This is a genomic window from Brachybacterium ginsengisoli (assembly GCF_002407065.1).
Classification (GTDB): Bacteria; Actinomycetota; Actinomycetes; order Actinomycetales; family Dermabacteraceae; genus Brachybacterium; species Brachybacterium ginsengisoli.
On sequence record NZ_CP023564.1, the window covers coordinates 1,102,542 to 1,121,996 of the forward strand.

General features: G+C 73.5%; 16 protein-coding genes and 1 riboswitch. Of the genes, 11 read left to right on the top strand and 5 right to left on the bottom strand.

Features of this window, described 5'->3' with window-relative positions; genetic code table 11:
- A complete protein-coding gene (locus tag CFK41_RS04825) occupies positions 1-1,236 on the top strand; it encodes a methyltransferase (protein ID WP_096798649.1) in 1,236 nt (411 codons plus the stop codon).
- Positions 1,237-1,263: 27 nt separating this feature from the next.
- Positions 1,264-1,896 (top strand): Type 1 glutamine amidotransferase-like domain-containing protein, encoded by a 633-nt coding sequence (locus CFK41_RS04830; RefSeq protein WP_096798650.1) that lies wholly within the window; start codon positions 1,264-1,266, stop codon positions 1,894-1,896.
- Between the two features lie 100 nt (positions 1,897-1,996).
- Here CFK41_RS04830 and purQ read toward each other — a convergent pair whose 3' ends face one another.
- Positions 1,997-2,722 (bottom strand): phosphoribosylformylglycinamidine synthase subunit PurQ, encoded by a 726-nt coding sequence (gene purQ, locus CFK41_RS04835; RefSeq protein WP_096798651.1) that lies wholly within the window; start codon positions 2,720-2,722, stop codon positions 1,997-1,999.
- Positions 2,722-2,994 carry a phosphoribosylformylglycinamidine synthase subunit PurS gene (gene purS / locus CFK41_RS04840; protein ID WP_096798652.1) on the bottom strand — a complete coding sequence of 91 codons (273 nt, stop codon included), beginning with the start codon at positions 2,992-2,994 and terminating at the stop codon, positions 2,722-2,724. Before purS ends, purQ begins: the two co-directional genes overlap by 1 nt.
- 240 nt (positions 2,995-3,234) lie before the next feature.
- Between purS and CFK41_RS04845 the strand changes: the two genes are divergently transcribed.
- From CFK41_RS04845 to CFK41_RS04860, 4 genes are all read left to right on the top strand, one after another.
- Positions 3,235-3,960, top strand: a complete 726-nt coding sequence (locus CFK41_RS04845; RefSeq protein ID WP_096798653.1) for an MBL fold metallo-hydrolase — start codon at positions 3,235-3,237, stop codon at positions 3,958-3,960.
- Between the two features lie 60 nt (positions 3,961-4,020).
- Positions 4,021-4,129, top strand: a riboswitch (TPP riboswitch).
- Between the two features lie 38 nt (positions 4,130-4,167).
- Positions 4,168-4,935, top strand: coding sequence for a YkoF family thiamine/hydroxymethylpyrimidine-binding protein (locus CFK41_RS04850; RefSeq protein ID WP_096798654.1), 768 nt, complete (start codon positions 4,168-4,170; stop codon positions 4,933-4,935).
- Positions 4,932-5,597 (top strand): ECF transporter S component, encoded by a 666-nt coding sequence (locus CFK41_RS04855; protein ID WP_096798655.1) that lies wholly within the window; start codon positions 4,932-4,934, stop codon positions 5,595-5,597. The genes CFK41_RS04850 and CFK41_RS04855 overlap by 4 nt, the downstream gene beginning before the upstream one ends.
- Entirely contained in the window at positions 5,587-8,046 is a 2,460-nt protein-coding gene (locus CFK41_RS04860) for an ATP-binding cassette domain-containing protein (RefSeq protein ID WP_151904678.1), read from the top strand. Before CFK41_RS04855 ends, CFK41_RS04860 begins: the two co-directional genes overlap by 11 nt.
- 71 nt (positions 8,047-8,117) lie before the next feature.
- Here CFK41_RS04860 and CFK41_RS04865 read toward each other — a convergent pair whose 3' ends face one another.
- Both CFK41_RS04865 and purD read right to left on the bottom strand, forming a co-directional pair.
- The gene (locus tag CFK41_RS04865; protein WP_096798657.1) at positions 8,118-9,032 is read right to left on the bottom strand and encodes a phosphoribosylaminoimidazolesuccinocarboxamide synthase; all 915 of its coding nucleotides are present in this window, start codon (positions 9,030-9,032) and stop codon (positions 8,118-8,120) included.
- Positions 9,029-10,330 (bottom strand): phosphoribosylamine--glycine ligase, encoded by a 1,302-nt coding sequence (gene purD / locus CFK41_RS04870; RefSeq protein WP_096800939.1) that lies wholly within the window; start codon positions 10,328-10,330, stop codon positions 9,029-9,031. Before purD ends, CFK41_RS04865 begins: the two co-directional genes overlap by 4 nt.
- A gap of 174 nt (positions 10,331-10,504) precedes the next feature.
- Here purD and truA point away from each other — a divergent pair, with 174 nt between their 5' ends.
- The 4 genes from truA to CFK41_RS04890 all read left to right on the top strand — a co-directional run bounded on the left by truA (position 10,505) and on the right by CFK41_RS04890 (position 14,461).
- Positions 10,505-11,443 (top strand): tRNA pseudouridine(38-40) synthase TruA, encoded by a 939-nt coding sequence (gene truA / locus CFK41_RS04875; protein ID WP_096798658.1) that lies wholly within the window; start codon positions 10,505-10,507, stop codon positions 11,441-11,443.
- A gap of 338 nt (positions 11,444-11,781) precedes the next feature.
- A complete protein-coding gene (gene rplM / locus CFK41_RS04880) occupies positions 11,782-12,225 on the top strand; it encodes a 50S ribosomal protein L13 (RefSeq protein ID WP_096798659.1) in 444 nt (147 codons plus the stop codon).
- A 50-nt stretch (positions 12,226-12,275) separates the two neighbouring features.
- Positions 12,276-12,785 (top strand): 30S ribosomal protein S9, encoded by a 510-nt coding sequence (rpsI, locus tag CFK41_RS04885; protein WP_096798660.1) that lies wholly within the window; start codon positions 12,276-12,278, stop codon positions 12,783-12,785.
- Between the two features lie 395 nt (positions 12,786-13,180).
- Positions 13,181-14,461: a CoA transferase gene (locus CFK41_RS04890; RefSeq protein ID WP_096798661.1), complete on the top strand. Its 1,281-nt coding sequence runs from the start codon at positions 13,181-13,183 to the stop codon at positions 14,459-14,461.
- Between the two features lie 66 nt (positions 14,462-14,527).
- Here the strand turns inward: CFK41_RS04890 and CFK41_RS04895 are convergent, their stop codons facing one another.
- Complete coding sequence (locus tag CFK41_RS04895; protein ID WP_096798662.1) at positions 14,528-17,851, bottom strand: DEAD/DEAH box helicase; 3,324 nt, start codon at positions 17,849-17,851, stop codon at positions 14,528-14,530.
- A 168-nt stretch (positions 17,852-18,019) separates the two neighbouring features.
- Between CFK41_RS04895 and glmM the strand changes: the two genes are divergently transcribed.
- Complete coding sequence (gene glmM / locus CFK41_RS04900) at positions 18,020-19,366, top strand: phosphoglucosamine mutase (protein ID WP_096798663.1); 1,347 nt, start codon at positions 18,020-18,022, stop codon at positions 19,364-19,366.
- Positions 19,367-19,455 lie beyond the last annotated feature (89 nt).

Below are 19,455 nucleotides of genomic sequence, written 5' to 3' on the forward strand. Positions count from 1 at the left end.
GTGATCCACACCTCCGCCGCTGACCCCTTCGAGGACGATCCGCTCGACGGCGTCGACGCCCCGCCGGTCCCTGTCGCGCCCACGGGACCGGACCAGACCGATCGCGTGATCATCGCTGCGGCGGAGGAGGCCGGGATCGGCTGTCCCTGCGATGTGCTCGTCGTCGACGATGCGACCGGGGAGCTGACCGCCTTCGCCCTCCGGGCGCTCGCGGACCATCCCGAGGCGACGGTGCTGAGCTGGGCCACCTCCCGGGCTCTGGCCGTTCGCTTGCGGGAGCGATTCGCCGACGCCCTCGCCGCGGGCCGGCTGCAGGTGCCGGCCGGACCTTCGCCGATGCCGCTCGAGGCCGCCGCGACCGGGATCGAGCCGCATCTGGTGCTCATGCGCCTGCCCAAGGCCGTCCACGCCCTCGAGGACCGGGTGCGGCGCCTGGCCGCCGCCTCGCAGGGGGAGGGCCGGGACCACCTCGAAGTGATCGCGGGCGGCCGGGTCAAGCACATGACCCGTCGGCAGAACGAGGTGCTCGGCGAGGTGTTCGGGGAGGTGAGGGCGAGCCGCGGGATCGGGAAGTCCCGCGCCCTGATCGGCAGCGGGGTGCGCGCCGGCGTCACGATGCCGATGCCGACCGAGGGGAGCGCCCGGATCTCGGTGCGCGGCACCGCTCACGAGCTGCCGCTGCGGGGGAACGGGGCCGTGTTCGGCGCCGCCACGGCCGACGCCGGCAGCCTCCTGCTCCTCGACGCCCTGGACCGCGCTCTCGGGGGCGGAGAGCTCGACGGGGTCGGCGAGCCCGGCGGATCCGCCCGGGCGATCGACCTCGGGAGCGGGAACGGCCTGATGACCGCCTATCTCGCCGTAGCGCTGCCCGACGCCTCGGTGCTCGGCACCGACCTCGACGCCGACGCGGTCGCGTCCACCGCGTCGACCCTCGCCGCCGCCGGCCTGGACCGCGCGGGTGTGGAGGTCTCCTGGGACGACGCGGCCTCCCTCCAGGAGGACGCAAGCGCCGACCTGATGCTGCTGAACCCGCCCTTCCACGACGGCACGGCGGTCGATGCGACCCTCGTCCAGGGCCTGCTCGACGCCGCCGCCCGCGTGCTGCGCCCTGGCGGGCAGCTGTGGTTCGTGCACAACTCCCACCTGCGCTACCGCCCCGAGCTCGGAGCGCGGTTCGCGACCGTGGAGCAGCGCGCCCGCGACCGCCGCTTCACCGTGCTCAGCGCGGTGCGCTGACCCGCGCGGCCAGGAGGCGGGAGCGGCATGAGGATGTACCTGTCGTCCTACCAGCTCGGCGAGCACGGAGAACGACTGCGCACCATGGTGCGCGGTGACCGACGAGGACTCGTGATCGCCAACGCCCTGGACGGCTGTGCCGACGACCGCCGGGAGGCGGACACCCGACGGCAGATCGCCCTGCTCGCGGAGCTGGGCCTCACGGCGAGGGACCTCGACCTGCGCGAGCACGACGCGAGCACGATCCGGAACGCCGTGGGCGCTCCGGACTTCCTGTGGATCCGCGGCGGGAACGTGTTCACCCTGAGGATGGCGCTGGCCCGCTCGGGCATGGACGAGGTGATCCTCGAGGGTCTGCGCGAGGACCGCTTCGTGTACGCGGGCTTCAGCGCCGGCGCGTGCGTCCTCGCGCCGTCCCTCGCCGGGCTCGAGCACTGCGATCCGGTGGGCCCCTGCATCGCCGAGCACGGCGGGGTGAGGTACGACGGTCTCGGCGTGCTCGATCGACCCGTGGTCCCGCACCTGGACTCGCCGCGTCATCCGGAGACCGAGCTGCTCGGCGAGGTGGCCCGCCGGTACGAGGCGGCCGGCACGTCGTACTGGGCCCTGCGGGACGGCCAGGTGCTGATCGTCGACGGAGAGGACTCACTGGTCCTCTGAGCGGCGCCGTGGCGGCGGTGGTCCAGCGGCACCCCTGCGACGAGCGCCGCCCCACCCTGGTGGGCGGGACGGCGCTCGGGAGATGGTGCGCTGGGGGTGGTCAGGCCACCATGCTGCGCAGCACCGAGGTGAACATGGCCAGGCCGTCGATCCCGGAGCGGGTGCCCTCGCCGGGCTGGTCCGGGCCGAAGCCGGCCTCGACCGCGTGCTCGGGATGCGGCATCAGGCCCACCACGTTGCCCTCGGCGTTGGTGATGCCGGCGATGTCGTGGCGCGAGCCGTTGGGGTTGGCCTCGAAGCCGGCGGGACCGTGGGAGGCGCCGGCGACGTAGCGGAAGACGACCCGGCCCTCGGCCTCGAGCTCGGCGAGGGTGCGCTCGTCGGCCACGTACTGGCCGTCCTGGTTCTTCAGCGGGATCCGGATGACCTGGCCCGCGTCGTACCCGGTGGTCCAGGCGGTGCGGTTGTTCTCCACCGCGAGGGGCTGGTCGCGGCACAGGAACGAGCGGTGCGCGTTCTTGATCATCGCACCGGGCAGCAGATGGGTCTCGCACAGGATCTGGAAGCCGTTGCAGATGCCGAGCACGGGCATCCCGCCCTTCGCCGCATCCACCACCTTCTCCATCACCGGGGCGAAGCCGCTGATGGCGCCCGCACGGAGGTAGTCGCCGTAGGAGAAGCCGCCGGGCAGCACGATCGCCTCGACGCCCTGCAGATCGTCCTCGCCGTGCCACAGCGCGACCGGCTCGGCGCCGGCGATCCGCACCGCGCGCAGCGCGTCCCGGTCGTCCAGAGTGCCCGGGAAGGTCACCACACCGATGCGCATCAGGCCTGCGCCTTCCCGTGGGCCGCGTCCTCGACCTCGATCGCGACGACGTCCTCGATGACCGGATTGGACAGCAGCGTCTCGGCGGCCTCGCGGAGGGTGGCGAGCACCTGCTCGGTCACCTCGCCCTCGACCTCGAGCTCGAACCGCTTGCCCTGGCGGACCGAGGCGATGCCCTCGAAGCCCAGACGCGGCAGCGCGGCGGCGACCGCCTTGCCCTGCGGGTCGAGGATCTCCGGCTTGGGCATGACGTGGACCACGACACGTGGCATGGGTGCTCTCCTGGGGGACGACGGCCTCGGGGCGGGCCTGACGGACGAGTGCTGCGGGACGATGCGCCGTCGGCGCCCGGGGCGGCCGACGGGACGGACCCGACCCGCTCATCGTACCGATCCGTGGCGTCCCCGCGGGGGACCGCCCACCGTGCGATCGGCCTCCTCGCCCGAGCACTGGGCAGGAGGCGGCGACGGCGATAGGTTCGGGACATCCACGACCCCTTCCGGGAGGAACCGATGAAGATCCGCCACCTCGTCCACTCCTGCCTGCTCGTCGAGATCGCCGGGCGGCACCTGCTCGTCGATCCCGGCGGCTTCAGCGCCGAGGCGGTGCGCGCGCTCGGACCCGAGGCGCTCTCCGCCCTGGACGCCGTGCTGGTCACCCACCAGCACCCCGACCATCTCGACCGGGACCTGCTGGACGAGGTGCTGGCGCTGGCCCCCGGGATCGTGGTGATCGCGGAGCCGGAGACCGCCGCCCAGCTGACCGAGGCGGGGGAGGGCGCACGCCCCGTGCCGACCGAGCGGGTGCTCCCGCTGCGCGCCGGTGAGCTGCACGAGCTGCCCGCGCTGGACGGCGAGGACGCCGTGCGGATCCGCGCCGTCGGCGGCCGTCACGCGATCATCCACCCCGACATCCCCCGCGTGGGCAACTGCGGTCTGGTCCTCGAGGCGGGGGGCGGCCCGCGCCTGGGCATCACCGGCGACTCCCTCGAGCCGGTGCAGGAGTTCCACGGCATCGACGTGCTCGCCTTCGCCGTCGTCGCCCCCTGGTCGAAGGTGGCCGAGACGATCGACTTCCTGCGCGCCGTGAACCCGGTGCTCGCGCTGCCGGTGCACGACGCGGTCGCGAGCGCCGCCGGTCGCCCGATCTTCCTGCGCCAGTCCACGAACCTCGCACCGGAGGGCACCGAGGTGCGCGACTGGGGCGCCGATGCGACCGTCGAGGTCGGCGGGGCCTGATCCCGGGGAGAGCCGCGGTGCGGACCGCCCTGCTCCGCGCCCGACGGGCCGGGGTACGGTGGCTGCGTGCACGGGAGTCCGGTGAGCCGGGCTGAGAGGGAGTTCTCCAACTCCGACCGTAGAACCTGATCCGGATCATGCCGGCGCAGGGAGCTCCGCCGAGCGAAGGTCGCCGGGTGCCCGTGCCTCCGTCGAAAGGCACCGGACATGGCCCCCACACCCGTCGGCACCCCCGCTCCGCCCACCGCGCCCGGCGGGCGCCCCGATCCCGCTGCGACTCCCGATCCCACCGCGACTGCCGATCCCACTGCGTCTCCCGATCCCGCTGCGTCTGCCGATCCCACTGCGACTCCGCTCGGATTCGGTGTCGGCGCCCGGCTGACCGCTTCCGTCATGACCGAGGACTACGCCCGCGTGCTGACGGGCATCCTCTCCCGCCTGGACGACACCGGGCTGGTGCACGAGACCGGGGACGTCTCCACCTATGTGGGCGGCCACGAGAGCCAGCTGCAGCGCTATCTGATCGACCTCGCCGAGGACCTCGCGCGCACCGAGCACCACGCCTCGCTCGCGGTGACCCTGTCCCGCGGCTGCCCCGGCGAGGTAGCCTGCGAGCTGCCCGGCGGCGCAGGACCCCGCAGCACCGAGGTGCCCGCTCCCCGCCGCACCGGCCGGTACGCCACCGCCGAATGGGCGCTGTACCCGCTGGCCGACCAGGTCTCCGCCGACGGCACCGCCCCGGACCACATGCGCGACATCTACGCCGCGATCGACCACGCCCGCGACCTCGGGACCTTCCGCGGCTCCGCCCACTTCGTCACCCGCCTCGAGGGCGACATCGGCGACGTGATCGCCACCGCGGTGGCCGGATGGCTGCTGGTGGGCCGCAGCGTCCAGCACGTCACCAGCCATCTCACCCTCTCCCTGAACAGCCCCTCCCACGAGGTGCGCGAGCTCGACGGGGCGACGCGATGACCGCCGCCCCGACCGCACGGACCTCCTCGACGGAGCCCGCCGCACGCCGCTCCCGCCTCTCGCTGCGGGAGATCGTGCTGGTGGTGGTGCTCGGCGTGGTGTTCGGCTTCCTCTACTGGGTGTTCGTGCAGGCCTGGAACGCGCTCGCGATCGCGATGGGACCCGCCGGCGACCTCGCCCAGCACGTCCTGTTCGGGTCCTGGCTGCTGGTGGGACCGATCGCGATCATGATCCTGCGCCGCCCCGGCGTGGGGATCCTCGCCGAGATCCTCGCGGCCGTCATCGAGGTGATCTTCCTGGGCAGCCCCGTGGGCCCGCTGCTGGTGCTCGCCGCGGCCCTGCAGGGCATCGGCAGCGAGCTGCCCTTCGCCCTGACCCGCTACCGCCGCTACGGCTGGGGCGTCTTCGCGGCCTCCGGGGCCCTCGGCGCGGGTCTGGTGTTCTTCTGGACCGCGTACCGGATGGGCTGGTACGGGCAGGATCTGCTCACGCTGCGGCTCGGGGTGCAGGTGCTCTCCGGGATCGTGCTCGGCGGACTGCTGGCGCGGGTGATCGTGCGCGCCCTCGAGCGCACCGGGGTGCTCGCGAACTTCGCGATCGGCGCCGCGTCGACCGGCGAGGGCGCTGAAGCTGACGGGATCCCGCAGCGTCGTGTCCGCTGAGCCGAGGACCGTCCCGGAGAGGATTGCGCCCGCCCGGCCGGAGCCGTCGGCGCCGGTCGTCGAGGCGCGGGATCTCGAGATCGTGCTGCCCTCCGGCGCCGGCGTCGGCCCCTTCACCGGGACGATCCGCTCCGGGGAGCAGGTGCTGCTGCTGGGACCCAGCGGCAGCGGCAAGTCCACCCTGCTGCGGGCGCTCGCCGGAGCGATCCCCGCCCACCAGCGCGCCCGGGTCACCGGCACGGTCCGCGTGGGCGGGATCGACCCCATCGCCGACGGCGTCGTCGCCGCCTCGCAGGTCGTGGGCGTGCTCGGGCAGGATCCGGCCGACGGGGTCTGCCTCCCGCAGGTGGCCGACGACGTCGCGCTCCCGCTCGAGAGCCGCTGCGTGCCGCCGGAACGGATCGGCGAGCAGGTGCACCGAGTCCTCGTGGACGCGGGGATCGGCGACCTCGGCGACCGGAACGCCGCGACCCTCTCCGGCGGGCAGCTGCAGCGGGCGGGGCTCGCCGCGGCCGTGGCGGCCCGGCCCCGGCTGCTCCTGCTGGACGAGCCCACCGCGATGCTCGACGCCGACGGGGTGCGCGCGGTGCGCGAGGCCGCCCGCGCTGTGACGGCGGGCGGCGAGGTCGCGGTGCTGCTGGTGGAGCACCGCCTCGACGACTGGGCGGGGGAGCGCGGCGTGGAGGGGCTCCCGCCGCGTACGATCGCTCTGGACGCCTCCGGCCGGGTCCTCGCCGACGGCCCGACCGGGGACGTGCTCGCCCGCCACGGCGCCGCCCTGCGCGAGTCCGGCTGCTGGCTGCCGCGGGAGATCGAGGAGGACCTCGGCCCGGAGGTGGGGCCCGACCTCGGGCACCTGCCCATCCCGGACGTCGGCTCGTCGGCCGAACGGGTCCCCGGCGGGGCCGGGCCCGCCCCGGTGCCGGGCGACACCCTGCTCACGGTGCGCGGGGCGGACCTCGGCCACCAGGGCCGCACGGTCCTCTCCGGCGTGGATCTCGCCGTGCGCGCGGGGGAGCTGCTCGCCGTGGTGGGCCGCAACGGGGCCGGGAAGTCCACGCTCCTGGGGGCGCTGTCCCGCCTGGATCCGCCGCTGCACGGCACGGTCGAGGGCGCCGCTTCCGGTCTGGTCTTCCAGCGCCCCGAGTCCCAGTTCGTCGCCGACACGGTCCTCGGCGAGCTCGTCGCCTCCGGCGCCGACCCCGCACAGGCCGCCGAGATGCTCGTCCGGCTGGGGCTCGAGGAGCTGCAGGAGGCGAGTCCCTTCGCCCTCTCCGGCGGGCAGCAGCGCCGCCTCTCGATCGGGGCGATGCTGCTCGCGCAGCGGCCGGTGCTGCTCGCCGACGAACCCGGCTACGGCCTGGACCGTGCCGCCACCCGCACCGTCCACACGCAGCTGCGGGAGGCGGCCGCGGCCGGGCACGCCGTGGTGGTCGCGACCCACGATCTGCGACTGGTGGAGGCGGCCGACGCGGTCGTCGTCATCGCCGACGGCCGCCTGCTGGGACCGATGCCCCCGGCGACCCTGCTGCAGGACGAGGCGCTGCGGGAGCGCGCAGGGCTCTCGGCGGGCGCGGGGTCGGGGGCGCACCGCGGTCCGGGCGAGAGCACCTCGCGGACGGGAAGCAGCACTCGGACCGAGCCGTCACGCGCCGAGTCGTCCCGTTCCCAGCAGCATCCACCGCTCGACGGCGCCGGCGGGAGGTCGCGGCGCGGAGCCCCGCTCGCCGGACGGAACCCCACCGTGCTGCTGGCCCTGCTGACGGCCCTGAGCATCGTCTGCATCGCCCTGACGCGGCCCGCGCCGCTGGCCGTGCTGTATCTGCTGCTGGTCCTCGGGGCGATGCTCGGCTGCCGCCTCGGTCCGCTCCGCCTGGCTCGGGCGCAGCTGCCCTTCGTCGTGTTCGCGCTCGGGGTCTTCCTGGTCAACGTGCTCAGCCGACCCGGCCACGAGCCCTGGCCCGAGCTGCCGGTACGGATCACCGAGGAGGGGATCGTGCTCGGCACGGCGCTCGCGATGCGGGCCCTGGTGATCGGACTCGGGGCGCTCGTGGTCTCCCGGGCCACCGATCCGCGCAGCACCCTGGTGAGCCTGCGCCAGCACGCCCGGCTGCCGGCCCGCTACGCCTATGCGCTGCTGGCCGGGCGACGTCTGCTGGACGAGCTGCCCCGCCGCTGGGAGACGATCACCCGAGCGCACCGGGTGCGGCTGCCGCTGGAGGCCGACGGGCGCGTGTCCCACCTGCGCCTGCGGCATCGGCTGCGCTGCGCGTTCGCACTGCTGGTCGACGCCATCCGCAGCGCGGACCGCATCGCCTTCGCCCTGGAGGCGCGCGGACTCGGGGACGGGCCGCGCACCCTGTGGCGGCCGGTGCCGCTCGGCGGAGCTGACGCGGCGCTCGTGCTCGGCGTCGCGGCCGCGGTCGCCGCCGTGCTGATCCTGGTCTGAACCGGCCCGGGCTCAGACAGCCCGGGCCCGGACTGTCGATGCTCTGACAGCCCGGGCCCGGACGAAGACGCTCAGAAGCTCTGACCGGTGAGGCGCTCGTAGGCCTCGACGTACCGGGAGCGGGTCTGGGCGACCACCTCGGCGGGCAGCTCGGGCGGGGCGAGGGCCGAGCCCTTGGACCAGCCGGAGGCGGGAGAGGTCAGCCAGTCCCGCACGAACTGCTTGTCCAGGCTCGGCGGGGTGCGGCCGGTGGTGTACGAGTCCACGGACCAGAAGCGGCTCGAGTCCGGCGTCAGCACCTCGTCGCCGAGCATCAGGGTGCCGTCCACGCGGGAGTGCCCGAACTCGAGCTTGGTGTCGGCGAGGATGATGCCCTGCTCGTCGGCGATCCGTCGGGCTCGCTCGAACACCGCCAGGGTGAGGCGCTCGAGCTGGTCGGTCAGCTCCTCGCCGAGCAGCTCGCGGGCCTGGGCGACGGTGATGTTCTCGTCGTGCTCCCCGGCCTCGGCCTTTGTCGAGGGGGTGAAGATCGCGGGCTCCAGGCGGGAGGCCTCGACCAGTCCGGAGGGCAGCACGTGCCCGCCCACCGAGCCGCCGGCGCGGTAGTCGGCCAGGCCCGAGCCGGTCAGGTGGCCGCGGGCGATGCACTCCAGCGCCACCATCTCCAGGCCGCGGCAGCGCACCGCGCGCCCGGCGACGGACTCGGGCACGTCGGTCCCGGAGATCACGTGGTGGGGGACGATGTCCGCCAGCTGCTCGAACCAGAACAGGCTGATCCCGGTGAGGAGACGGCCCTTGTCCGGGATGCCGGGCTGGAGGGAGTGGTCGTAGGCGCTGATGCGATCGGTCGCGACCACCAGCACCTCCTCGGCGGCCGAGGGCTCCACGCCCGCGGGGACGTACAGCTCGCGGACCTTGCCGGAGACGATGTGGTCCCATCCCTCGAGCTGCGGGGCCTCGATCAGGGGGGCGATGGTGGTGCTCATGCGGTCTCCTCGGCGGCACCGGAAGCGGTGCGGGCGTCGGCCGCGGCGAGGCGGGCGATGTCGGTGCGGTGGTGGCTTCCCTCGAGGACGATCTCCTCGGTGGCGGCGAGGGCGCGGCTGCGGGCCTGCTCGAGGTCCGTCCCGGTCGCGACCACGGAGAGCACGCGGCCGCCGGCGCTGACCAGCGTGCCGTCGGTCTCGGCGGTGCCGGCGTGGATGACGTGCGCGCCGAGCTCCTCGGCGGCGTCGATGCCGGTGATCGGGTCCCCGGAGCGGGCCGAGGCCGGGTAGCCGGCGGAGGCGAGAACCACGGTGACCGCGGCGTCCTCGCTCCAGCTCAGCTCCGTGTCCTCGGCGAGCTCACCGCGGGCCGCGGCCAACAGCAGCGGCGCGAAGGGGGAGGTCAGGCGCTCGAGCACCACCTGGGTCTCGGGGTCGCCGAAGCGGGCGTTGAACTCGACCACGCGGAGGCCGCGGGAGGTGAGCGCGAGACCGCAGTACAGGACGCCCACGAAGGGGATGTCGCGGGCGGCGAGCTCGGCGATCGTCGGCCGTGCGACCGCCTCCATGATCTCCTCGACCAGGCCCTCGGGGGCCCAGGGGAGGGGGGAGTAGGCGCCCATGCCGCCTGTGTTCGGGCCCTCGTCCGCATCCAGTGCGCGCTTGAAGTCCTGCGCCGGCGCGAGGGGCACCACGCGGGTCCCGTCGCTCACGCAGAACAGCGAGACCTCGGGGCCGTCGAGGTACTCCTCGAGCACCACCTGACCGCCGGCGGCCAGGACGGCCTCGGCGTGGGCCACGGCCTCGGGACGGTCCGAGGTGACCACGACGCCCTTGCCGGCGGCGAGCCCGTCGGCCTTGACCACGAAGGGGACATCGCCCAGGGGGTTGACCCGGTCCAGGCCCGCCTCGAGCTGATCGGAGGCGGTCACCGTCACCGAGGCGGCGGTCGGCACGCCCGCGGCGGTCATGATCTCCTTCGCCCAGGACTTCGAGCCCTCGAGGTGCGCGGCGGCGGCCGACGGGCCGAACACTGCGAAGCCGGCCTCTCGCAGGCGATCGGCGGCGCCGGCCACCAGCGGAGCCTCGGGGCCCACCACGACCAGGTCGGGCCGCAGCTCCTGGGCCAGGGCGACCTGGGCGTCGAGGTCCGCGACGGAGGCGTCGTGGCAGGTGGCGAGCTGTGCGATGCCGGGATTGCCGGGCGCTGCGTGCAGCTCGGGGGAGGGATGGTCGGCGGCGAGGCGCCGGATGATCGCGTGTTCGCGACCGCCGGAGCCGATGACGAGGATCTTCACGCGGGTCAGAGTACCCAGGTGTCCAGCCGTGACGGGCACCTGCCCGCACTGCGGAGCGCGCCCGGCATCGGCCATGGTCACAGCGTCCTCCGTAGGCCCTCCGTCCCCAGCCCCGGAGGCCGAGAGGTCCGCGGGGTGGCGCCGTGACGGGCCTGCGCCGTTACGATCGCTCGCATGCCCGTCGAGCTCTCCCACCTGTCTGCACCCGGCCCCGCCCCGGCGCCCGGCGACCGCGGCACGGTCCGGCTGCGACTTGACCTCTCCTATGACGGCACCGACTTCCACGGCTGGGCCACCCAGCCCGGCCAGCGCACCGTCCAGGGCGAGCTCGAGGAGGCCCTCGGCAGGATCGCGCGCGTGCCCGCCCGGATCACGGTCGCCGGCCGCACCGACACCGGCGTTCACGCCCGCGGTCAGGTGTGCCATCTCGACCTGCCGCGCGACGTGCTCGCCACCTTCCCCGGCCGTTCCGATCGCAGCCCCGCCGAGGCGCTCGTGACCCGGCTGGCCGGAGTGCTGCCCTCGGACATCGTCGTGCACGTCGCCCGGGAGGTGGACGATGACTTCGACGCTCGCTTCGGGGCGCAGTGGCGTCGCTACCGCTACCGGATCTCCGACGGGCCTGCCGCGCACGATCCGCTGCGCCGGGACGTGCTGCGCCACCGTCGGCCGCTGGACGTCGAGGCGATGGGGAGGGCGAGCATCGCGCTGCTCGGCGAGCACGACTTCCTCTCCTTCTGCAAGCCGCGCGAGGGCGCGACCACGATCCGCGAGCTGCGCGAGCTGCGGTGGGACCGGCCCGGCGAGGGCAGGGCCGACGAGGGCCTGATCGTCGCGACCGTGGTCGCCGACGCCTTCTGCCACCACATGGTCCGCTCCCTGGTCGGCGCGCTGATCGGTGTGGGGGAGGGGCGGCGTCCCGAGTCCTGGCCCGCCCAGGTGCTCGCCGCCCGCACCCGCGATGCCGCCACCCGCGACGGGGCCGGCTCCGCGCCGATGTGCCCACCGCAGGGGCTGACCCTGGACCACGTCGCCTATCCTCCGGACGAGGAGCTCGCCGCCTGGGCCGCCCGCGCCCGCACCCTGCGCAGTCCGCTGCCGTCGGCGGACTGAGCAGACGGTCCGACGGGCCCGCTCTCGGACCGGCTCTCGGACCGGGCGCAGATCACAGTCGCGGGGACCTGTTCCGCATTGACGCTCCGACCAGGCGCCCCGTAAGATGAGCGGTCGTTGTGCCTCGATGTGTGCCCGACTCCGCTGCCGTTCCTCACGGTGCGGCGCGATCGGGATCTCACCCACATCCAGGACCGCCGTCGCGTCGTGAGCGGAGCGGCCCGGGCACAACCACAGGGGCCATGCTTTTACCCGAAGGAAGCGTGCCCACGGTCCATCGAACCGTGCCTGGTCGGCATCCTGCCGCCTGGGCACCATGACGAGAGAAGAAGGCACGAGTGCGTACGTTCACCCCGAAGCCCGGCGATGTCGAGCGTTCCTGGTACGTCATTGACGCAAACGATGTCGTCCTCGGCCGGCTCGCTTCCCAGGCTGCCCAGCTCCTGCGGGGAAAGCACAAGCCGGTCTTCGCACCCCATGTGGATGCAGGCGACTTCGTGATCATCATCAACGCTGACAAGGTCGCGCTGACCGGAAACAAGCGGGAGGCGAAGCTCGCCTACCGCCACTCCGGCTACCCGGGCGGCCTCCGCGGCGTCCCCTACTCCGAGCTGCTCGAGAAGAACCCCGAGCGCGCAGTGGAGAAGGCCATCCGCGGCATGCTCCCCAAGAACAAGCTCGCTGATCAGCAGATCAAGAAGCTGAAGATCTACTCGGGCTCCGAGCACCCCCATGCCGCTCAGCAGCCCGTTCCGTTCACCATCGATCAGGTGGCGCAGTAAGCGGGTGCCCCGCCCACTCGCCCTGCCACACGGAAGAACCAAGGAGAACCGTGACTGAGACCACCCCCGATACCACTGAGGTTCTCGAGGACGTGACCGACGAGTCCGCACCCTCGAGCTTCACCACCGAGTCGACCGGCGAGTCCGCCGTCGGCGCCGGCCAGTCCGCGATCGCACCGGGCTACGGCACCGGTCGTCGCAAGCGCGCGATCGCTCGCGTGCGCCTGGTCCCCGGCTCCGGCCAGTGGACCCTGAACGGCCGCAGCCTCGAGGATTACTTCCCGAACAAGCTGCACCAGCAGGAGGTCAACGATCCGTTCACGATCCTCGACCTCCAGGGCCGCTTCGACGTCCTGGTCCGCCTGCACGGCGGCGGCCCGTCCGGCCAGGCCGGGGCCGTGCGCCTCGGTGTGTCCCGCGCGCTGAACGAGATCGACGAGGAGTCGAACCGCGCGACCCTCAAGAAGGCAGGCTTCCTGCGCCGCGATGATCGCATCATCGAGCGCAAGAAGGCCGGTCTCAAGAAGGCCCGCAAGGCTCCGCAGTACTCCAAGCGCTGATCGGCCGCGGAGCAGCGCTCCGCACCGTTCCGCCTGGCCACGATGCCCTCGACCTCCGGGTCGGGGGCATCGTCGCGTCCGGGGGTGGGACGGGGTCGCGCATCGGCCCTGTCAGCCCTGGGCGGCGGCACCCGCTCGTCGGCCCTCCTCGCGAGGCACCCGCTCGTCGGCTCTCCCGTCGGCGCGCTCCGCAGGGCGCCCGCTCGTCGGCGCTTTGCGTCGCCGGTCGTGAGGGTGATGGTCGACTACTGGCGTGTGGGCGATGTGTACGGCGATATCGGCATAGTCATCGCGATGGCGCCAGTACTCGACCAGGATGGTGGTGCTGGGGTGGAACGGCACGTTCTCGATCAGCGCCCGCCAGGACGCGCCGGTCCGGCCGCTACCCTCTCGTCATGATGTCTTCGCCGCCGCGCTGGTGGGGCGGGCCGCTCGATGCCGAGCAGCTCGCCCGCACCGCGGTGCACAGGGTGCGGGACGCCGCCGCAGAGCTCGTGGCCGCCCGCGGGCTGAGGACGGAGGTCGCGACCACGGACGCCCTGATCGCCGCCTCATTCGCCGCGATCGACCATCTGCGCATCGACGGCCGTTCCCCGCAGCCCTGGGGCGAGCTCTCCGGCTTCGTCGAGGCCCGCGACGGCTGGGTGCGCCTGCACGCGAACTATCCCCATCACGCCGCGGTGCTCCGCACGGTGCTGGGCGTCGAGGATCGGCCGGGCCTCGAGCGCGAGATCAGCCGACGCGATGCCGCCGAGGTGGAGGACCGGGTCAGCGCCGCCGGCGGGATCGCGGTCGCCGTGCGCACTCCGGAGCAGTGGCGCGAGCATCCGCACGCGATCGCGACCGCGCAGGATTCCTGGTCACAGGTGCAGGACCGGGGAGAGCGTCCGATGCCGGGGTCCGGCGCCCGCCCTGGCGGGCAGCCGCCGAACGGCCCGGCCACGCTCGCCGGCGTGCGGGTGCTGGATCTGACCCGGGTGATCGCCGGCCCCACCTGCACGCAGGTGCTCGCGTGCCTGGGCGCCGATGTGCTCCGCATCGATCCGCCGCACCGCCCGGAGCTCCTCGACCAGCATCTGTCCACCGGGATGGGCAAGCGCTCCGCAGTGGCGGACCTGCGCCGGCAGGAGATCGCCGAGCAGCTGCGTGCCCTGGCCGCCGGGGCCGATGTCATCCTCGACGGCTACCGGCCCGGAGCACTCGCCCGGCACGGACTGGGGCTCGAAGAGCTCGAGCAGCTCGCGCCGCAGGCCGTGATCGCCTCCCTCTCCGCCTGGGGCGAGCACGGGCCCTGGGGCGAGCGCGCCGGCTTCGACTCGATCGTGCAGGCCGCGACCGGGATCGCGGTGCGCTGCGGCGAGGAGGGGAGGCCCGGAGCACTCGCGGTGCAGGCCCTCGACCACTCCACCGGCCACCTCCTGGCCGCGCACATCCTCGAGGCGCTCGCCCTCGGCCGGGCCGTGACGGTGCGGGCGAGCCTGCTCGGCGCCGCCCGGACCCTGCTGGACCTGCCGACGCCGACAGGCGAGGTCATCGAGCCGGGCGTGGCCCGCGTCCAGGTTCGGGCAGGGGCCTGCCGGATCGAAGCGGTCCCTCCGCCGCTGCTCCTCGACGGGCGCACCCTCGAGCGCGACGTCGGCCCCGACGGCGCGGCCCGCGCGCAATGGATGGCCTGAGCGGCGGCGCGACCGCCGACCTCGTCGGCACCGGCCGGTGCGATCGACACCGGCGCGCCGCCGCCGTCAGCTGAGCAGCTCGCGGAGGTCCTCGGCGGTGACGGCGGAGCGGAAGGCGTCGCCGCCGTCGGTGAGGGCGTCGAACAGCTCGGCCTTGCGGCGCTGCAGAGCGAGAACCTTCTCCTCGATCGTGTCCTCCGCGATCATCCGGTACACCATCACCTGGCGCTCCTGGCCGATGCGGTGGGCGCGGTCCACGGCCTGGTTCTCCGCGGCGGGGTTCCACCAGGGGTCCAGCAGGAACACGTAGTCCGCCTCGGTGAGGGTGAGGCCGAAGCCGCCTGCCTTCAGCGAGATGAGGAACACCGGGGCGTCGCCCTCGCGGAAGCCGGTCACCGCCGCGTCGCGATCCCGGGTGGAGCCGTCCAGATGCGCGTAGCGCACCTCGCGACGGTCCAGCTCCGCCGCGACCCGGTCCAGATAGGACGTGAACTGGCTGAACAGCAGCACGCGGTGGCCGTCGCTGATCACCTCCTCGAGGCGGTCGAACAGCGCCACCAGCTTCGAGCTCGGCACGTCCGCGTACTCCTCGGCGTCCACCAGCGCGGGATCCAGCGCCATCATCCGCAGCAGGGTCAGGGAGCGGAACACGATGAAGCGGGAGCGGTCCAGATCCGTCTCGATCAGACCCAGCACCTTCTTCCGTTCGCGCTGCAGCACCGAGTCGTAGACCGCACGGTGCTCGGGCGAGAGCGTCACCGTGAGCACCTCCTCGTGCTTCTCCGGCAGCTCGCTCGCCACCAGCTCCTTGGTGCGGCGCAGCACGAACGGCCGCACCCTCCGACGCAGCAGCTCCATCCGGCCCGGATGGTCGCCGGTCTCGATCGGCAGGGTGTACTGCCTGCGGAACCCGATCGCTGTGCCCAGCAGCCCGGGCGCGACCAGATCCAGGATCGACCAGAGGTCGTCCAGGGAGTTCTCCATCGGCGTGCCGGTGATCGCGAGCCGGAACCCGGCGCGCACCCCCTTGGCCGCCCGATGCGTGCGCGAGCGACGGTTCTTCACGAACTGCGCCTCGTCCAGCACGAAGCCCTGGAAGCTGGTCCCGGCGAAGTCCTCCTCGTCGATCCGCAGCACCGAGTAGCTGGTCACCACCAGATCTACGCCGAAGATCGCGGCGGCGAGCTCGCCGCCGCGGGAGGCCGCGGTGCGGTCCAACACCCGCACCTGCAGGTCCGGGGTGAAGCGCTCCGCCTCGCGGCGCCACACCGGGAGCACCGAGGCCGGGGCGACCACCAGGAACGGCGGCGCCTGCGGGTCCTGCTCACGGGCATGGGCGATCAGCGCGAGGGTCTGGAGCGTCTTGCCCAGGCCCATGTCGTCGGCCAGCACGCCGCCCAGGCCGTGGGCGCGGAGGAAGGAGAGCCACGCGAAGCCCTCCTCCTGGTACGGGCGCAGCTCCGCATGGAGGGTGCGGGGCAGCGTGGGCGTCGGGGCGTCCTCGAGATCGCGCAGCGACAGCGCGGTGCGCTCCCACTCACGGCTGGTCACCGTCTCCTGGGCGATCTCCTGGAGGTCGTCCCACAGATCCACCTGGAAGCGAGAGATCCGCTGCTGCTCCGGCTCCCATTCGGCCAGCGCCTCGCCCTCGCGGATCAGCTCGCGCAGCGCGTCGAAGGCGGGATGGTCCAGGGAGAAGTAGGTGCGGTCGGACATCAGCAGCTTCGAGCGACCCTGGGCGAGGGCCACGAAGAGGCTCGGGAACGGGATCTGGCGTCCCTCGATGGTGATCTCGAAGCCGAGGTCGAACCAGTCGTTCTTGCCGGGGGAGGCCTGCTGGGTGATCCGCACCCGCGGGTCGCCGTCGAGCTCGCGATAGGCGTGGCGGGTGCCGGACACCTCGACCTCGACATGGTCCAGCGCGGCCAGCGCATCCAGGACATGCTCCGTGAACTGGGCGGTGTCGGTCCCGCTGAGCAGCTCCGGGGTGTCGCTGGGGGCCATCGGCCACAGCGACATCGCCTCGGCGATCACCTCCTCCTCGTGGGCGAGATCGCGATGGGCGCCCTGGCGCTGATCCATCGGCAGCTGCCGATCGGGGTCGTGGTACCGCCAGCTCCAGCGCAGCGACAGCCGGTCGCCGGAGGCGTACCCGGCGCTCAGATGTAGGGTGGGCCGACGCGCCGCGGGCAGCTCGACGCTGCCGTCGAGGCTGGTCATCGTGGTCAGCGAGCGCAGCTGCGGATAGGCGACCTCGAGGAACGTCTCGCGATCCGCGGGCGGCACCAGCAGGGGCCGACGACGGTGCAGCAGGCCGCGCAGCGCCCGCGGCACGGAGGCGCCGAGCGGGGCGAGACGGGCCAGGAGCTGCTCGTCCGCGAGCTCCTCGATCTCGAGGAGGCCGGAGGCGCCCAGCAGCCGACCCTCCTCGATCCGTCGGCCGCCGATGGCCAGGCGCGGCGAGACCTCCAGCTCCTGCGTGGACTCGAGGGTGCGCAGGTCCAGGCCCACCTCGCCGCCGCCCACCAGCTCGATCCCGGCGAGCCCGGAGCCGGGCAGGAACTCCACCCCGGCGGCTCGGGCGTGCTCGAGCGACTGCCACAGCAGGGGAGAGGTGATCGAGTTCAGCCAGAGGTGGTCGATCGCACCGCTGGAGTAGGAGCGCTCCACCGAGGCCGAGGCGAAGAGACGGGTCAGCGCCTCGCCGTGCGCGGGGTCGTACTCCCGCCCGGCGAGCCGGTACTCGAAGGTGCGCCAGGAGAGATCGCCCTTGATCCAGGCGCCCTTGCGGCCACGGGTCAGCGGGCGCATGCCCAACCACAGCTCCGCGCCGGAGTGCAGGTGGGCGGCCGTGGCGGTCTCGCGGTGGTGGCGGGAGGTGCCGCTGCCGGAGGTGCCGGCCTCGAGGTCGAAGCGCAGCGCGAGCGGTCGCGGCGCGGCCTGCGAGGCGGAACCGGTGGCGTCGGTGGAGACGGTCGAGTTCAGCAGCGGCCGCAGCACGCTGCGCCACTCGGCCGGCGGGCTCTCCTCCATCGCACGGGTGCCCAGGTCGTTGACCCGGTACAGGGTCGCCGCGACGTGCACGCAGGACTCGCCGACGCTGCAGTCGCAGCCGGAGCGGCGCGGCCGCCACAGCCCGCCGGGGCCCGGGGTGTGGAAGCGGCGGGAGACCGAGTCCTCCTCGTACTCGGCGAGCTCCACCTCGGTGCGGTGGGGGACGCCGTCGGTGTCGGTGACCTCCGCCGACACGACCGAGGTGGCGGGATCCCAGGTGACATCGGCGACACCGCCGGCACGGGCGAGGCCGAGACCGCGGCTCGCGGTGCGATCGCCCACGTGGTGGCTGATCGCCGAGGGCAGCAGGCGGGGGAGGAGGACGGGATCGGACATCCCTCCAAAGTAACCGGCGACTCCCACTCCTGACGAGACGCAGACGCGGTGCGAACCCCCTCAGCGGGTAGTCTCACAGCGGAAACCGGCGGGGACGCCGCCCGCGGCCCGCGCCGCGCGGCACCGCTCCGCCGGCCCTCGGATACCCATCCCCGTGAGGAGAACCCTGTGGCACGACTCTTCGGCACCGACGGAGTGCGCGGACGCGCGAACGGCGACATCACCGCGGAGCTCGCGGTCGAGCTCTCGGTGGGCGCCGCCCACGTGCTCGGCACGCTGGGCGCCTTCGGCGGCACCCGGCCGCGCGCGATCGTCGCCCGCGACACCCGCCCCTCGGGGGACTTCCTCTCCGCCGCGGTGAGCGCGGGCCTGGCCTCCGCCGGGGTGGACGTGCTCGATGCCGAGGTGCTGCCCACTCCGGGCCTCGCCTACCTGGTGCAGTCCACCGGTGCGGACCTGGGTGTGATGATCTCCGCCTCCCACAACCCGGCCCCGGACAACGGCATCAAGTTCTTCGCCCGCGGCGGCACCAAGCTGCCCGACGAGGTCGAGGACGCGATCGAGGCGCGCATCGGCGAGAAGTGGGACCGCCCCCAGGGCACGGAGGTGGGCACGATCACCCGCTACGAGGGCGCGATCGAGGCCTACGTCGAGCATCTGGTCTCCACCCTCGACCGCTCGCTGGAGGGGCTCACCGTGGTCGCCGACTGCGCCAACGGCGCCGCGAGCATCACCGGCCCCGAGGCGCTGCGCCGCGCCGGTGCGACCGTGCAAGTGATCGGCGATCTCAGCGACGGCGGCCTGATCAACGACGGCGTCGGCTCCACCCACCTCGAGCCGCTGCAGGCCGCGGTGCGCGAGCACGGCGCGGACATCGGCGTGGCCTTCGACGGCGACGCCGACCGCTGCCTCGCGGTCGACGCCGCGGGCGAGATCATCGACGGCGACCAGATCATGGCGATCCTCGCCCTGGACCTCAAGGAGCGCGGGCGCCTCCACGACGACACGCTCGTGGTCACCGTGATGAGCAACCTCGGCCTGAAGCTCGCGATGAAGGAGCACGGCGTGATGCTCGCGCAGACGGGCGTGGGCGACCGCTACGTGCTCGAGGAGATGAACCTCGGCGGGTTCTCCATCGGCGGCGAGCAGTCCGGCCACGTGATCATCGCCGAGCACGCCACCACCGGCGACGGCGAGCTGACCGCGCTGCACCTCCTGCAGCGGATGGCGGAGACCGGTCGCAGCTCCCGGGAGCTGGCCGATGTCATGACCCGTCTTCCGCAGGCGCTGATCAACGTCAAGGACGTCGACAAGGCCAAGGCCACGATCGACCGCGGCGTGACCGATGCGATCGCGGCCGCCGAGAAGGAGCTGGGCGAGACCGGCCGGGTGCTGCTGCGCCCCTCGGGCACCGAGCCCGTCGTGCGCGTGATGGTCGAGGCGCCCAGCGACGAGAAGGCGACCGAGATCGCCGAGCGCCTCGCCGTCGTGGTGCGCGAGCGCGTCGGTCTCTGAGCCGCGGGCCGACGCCCGCGCAGACAGACACTCGCCCGCAGAGGCCTTGTCCGGAACGATCCGGTCGGGCCCCTGCGGGCGATCGTCGT